This is a genomic window from Pseudomonas sp. FH1, assembly GCF_000510895.2.
Lineage (GTDB): Bacteria > Pseudomonadota > Gammaproteobacteria > Pseudomonadales > Pseudomonadaceae > Aquipseudomonas > Aquipseudomonas azotoformans_A.
The window spans coordinates 1-3,214 of record NZ_AOHM01000069.1 but is presented as its reverse complement, the minus strand read 5'-3'; the positions used below and the strand labels follow the sequence as shown (position 1 = coordinate 3,214).

The following is a 3,214-nucleotide window of genomic DNA, read 5'->3' as shown; positions in this document are numbered from 1 at the left end:
TCGAAAAATAGCGGCCTACTTCAGACCATCCTTAGGTTGATGACATTGACCTGGACCCTGCGACTACATCGACTGCCGTGCTGGGCCTATCTGAGAAATTTATAAAGCATGATATTCCTTGCGGCATAGCAGCTTTAGAACAGAATGGATTTCATTATTGGGGAAACGCTGAATCGATTCTCCTACATCACACAATATTCTCAGTATTTATACCGTTCCAGAATAAAACCAAAATTGAAGATGCAATAATAACTATAAAAGGCGATCGAATTGATTCACTTAAATATCGACTTGGCTTGGTATCAAGTGGTTTTGGCGCTGAACACCCGTTGAAAGCATGTCCGTATTGTATGCGCGAGGATGTGTACGCCCATGGTATAGCTTACTGGCACCTCACACACCAATATCCAGGCGTGTTGATCTGTCCACGCCACCAAGCTTGGCTCATGGTATCCACCAAAAGTAGGCGGTGGTCAGGTAGGTTTGAATGGTCGCTACCTACCAAGGACTGCTTGATCCAACAGGCCTCCTCACAGAAGCTGTGGTTACGCCCTGCTTTCCTGAACTTGGCAAACAATGTCATCGATCTTGCGGTCATCGGCAGAGTAATGTCCCTCGAGTCCTGCGCCGTCGCTGCGACCTATCGAACAGCTGTGCTCCAAGGGGGTAGATCTGCATCGCTGCTTGATCGCATAGAGCCGCTTCGCCGCTTTCATCTGTTTGAATCATTGCCGAAAGATGAGAAAAGCACTGAGTCATTTATGAGCCAGCTTATCCGTCCCCCCCGCAGAAGCATTCATCCTTTGAAGCATCTGCTACTGATTGATTGGCTATTTGATGACCTGCACTCGTTCCTGAAGGCCTACGACGCTGAAGTCGCCAGATTAGTCCAGCGAGTCGCTAGCACTACATCGCGAAAACCTGATAAGCAAGTCTCGCTTTCAAACGCTGCGGCTCCAACCAAAAACACTCCAAGGCCCAAACGATTAAAAGGCGAGCTTAAAGAGGTTCTGCTCTCAAAACTGGGCAAGGGCATTCCGAAACAGAAGCTTTGTGAGGAGCTTGAGATCTCGATCTCAACGATCAATAGATTGTTGCGTGCCAATCCAGTTACCAATGCACTGGCTATTGAAGCGAGGAACAGCCGGGAGCTAGCGGAGCACAGAGCGCAGTGGCGATACCTACACAATTTGCATCCTGAACTGGGGATCCAGGCTTTGAGAAACATCATTCCTTCTATCTATGCCTGGCTTTATAGAAACGACAAAGCATGGTTGATGGCCAAAGAGCAAACCTTCGTCAAACCGGCCAAAGTGGAAAAATACCCCGTTGACTGGGAGGCCCGAGATTCTCGGCTGCTCAGCATGATACGAATGGCGTACGAGGCGATTACTGGACTGCAGCGCGGTCCAGTCACTACGACCGAGCTTTACGCCCGGGTTCCCATGCTCTCGTCTTGCTTGGAAAATCGGAACCGATACCCCGCCTCAAGAGCATTCTTGTCCACGGTGCTGCATCGCTCCAAGTCGACGGTCCTTCACGACCACGTGCAATGCGGTAAGGCCAGCGGATTTCGGTAGCCCCTCACGCTAGCTGAAGAAAAACGAGGTGTAAGGACATGAGTAAGATTTCGATCCTAGGATTGGCCCTTTCGCGCCCGCCAGCATGCTGGAGCTCAACATACCGTGGCTACGAGCTCAGGCGGGTACAAGTCTTGATGCAAGCAAGTCACACTTTAGGAAACCGTAAAAGCGCCGATAGGTGGCTCGGTTCACCAGTACTTGCACTCAACCGACGCAGCCCTTGCGAGATGCTGACCAAACCTAGCGGCTATCCCGAGGTTCGAGACGTATTGCTCAGAATTGAATACGGCATTTATATGTGACCTGTTCTGTCTCCCTGGCGGCGCAGTGAGCGAGAGGAAACAGCGGTATTCACCGCCAAGGATTGACCAGTTGATCTTATAGTGTGAAGGGGATATCGAAACTCATGGCAATAACTTCATTAGAGGTTAGTCCTCCTAGCGTACATTTAGAGAGGAAAACTATTTCCGTCTGTAAACACCCGGCGGCGCATTATTTACTCGTTCGGGTTTAGGTTGAGGGCCTTTTCTTTTTGGCCGTTCAAAACTACAGCATGGATAATAAACTGGCCGCCAATCCCACATTCGCAATAAGTCCTTAGCAGGGAACGGACAACACCAAACACCAACACCTTGGTCGTAGTCTTCTTCAACGAAATGCGTTGATTCTTGATGCCCTGAAATATACGTGGACCACAATGACTCAATCGGGCGGATTTCGTCTCCATATGCTTTCACATCACTGACAAAGTCCGCAAACTTTCCATAGGCTTCGACTATAGCCTCGATAATAAAATCAGTGGATTCTTCGTGTGGAAGCCTGTTTACAGACCTCGACGTCTTAACAGTTTCCAGCCGCCATTTAATTATTTCTCCCAGCTGCATGTTGGATCCAGAGTTCAAAACTCTACGCTTTAGGTCATCGTTTTTATGGACTTTTTCATCCAAGACCGCGAGAACTGACTCCTCTGAGAGGTGATGGGTGAATGACAGAATATCCATAACAATCTGAGCTTTCTTCAGCTCATATGGATCTGTGTTCAGCGTCACAGGGCAGTCTTTAAGATACCGACCCTCGCAGCTGGTCCACATCACTCCCAAATTATGACCTCCATGGCAAAACTGCCTGTCACAGAAGGGGCAGCGCTTAACAAGCTCTACATTGTGTTCAGCGCAGACTTTCAGCTCACAACAGTGAGCACGTCGCCAGAAGGAAAATCCTAAGCGTTCAATATCTTCGGCAACACAAACAGGACAAAACCCTGATGGGGTTCTATTTGAGTCGTAGCACCTCGATTGACCTATGTATTCGTCCCTAGAGTAGGAGATATCTTGAACATTCTTGAAAACCTTCTTTAACGGATAGTTAGTATGCCTATGAAGCATCTTGTTCAAGCCATAGCAGCCAATCCATCCCTGCATTTCGGCGATTAACAAAATATCCGCTCGTAATACGCAGTTTTTGGGAAACCTCCGAAAAATTTCTTCGGAAGAATGTTTTCCTTTAATAAAAAGAGTTCTTTCCACAAAGGAACGCACAGTTTCCTCAGGCTGAATAGCTAAGATCATTTTTTCGATAAAACCTAGGGAAACTCTGAAAAAGACTTCCAAATCTGGTGAGATACGGCTGTC

General features: G+C 47.9%; 3 protein-coding genes. 2 read left to right on the top strand and 1 reads right to left on the bottom strand.

The features are described from left to right. Positions 1-77 precede the first annotated feature (77 nt). Entirely contained in the window at positions 78-1,580 is a 1,503-nt protein-coding gene (locus H096_RS33460; RefSeq protein WP_082461700.1) for a TnsD family Tn7-like transposition protein, read from the top strand. 38 nt (positions 1,581-1,618) lie between these two features. Next, the gene (locus H096_RS34825) at positions 1,619-1,885 is read left to right on the top strand and encodes an antitoxin Xre/MbcA/ParS toxin-binding domain-containing protein (RefSeq protein WP_082461697.1); all 267 of its coding nucleotides are present in this window, start codon (positions 1,619-1,621) and stop codon (positions 1,883-1,885) included. A gap of 159 nt (positions 1,886-2,044) precedes the next feature. On the opposite strand, the gene H096_RS33450 is transcribed toward H096_RS34825, so the two are convergent. Beyond that, on the bottom strand, positions 2,045-3,214 hold a 1,170-nt coding region (locus tag H096_RS33450), incomplete at its 5' end, for a TniQ family protein (RefSeq protein WP_241495523.1).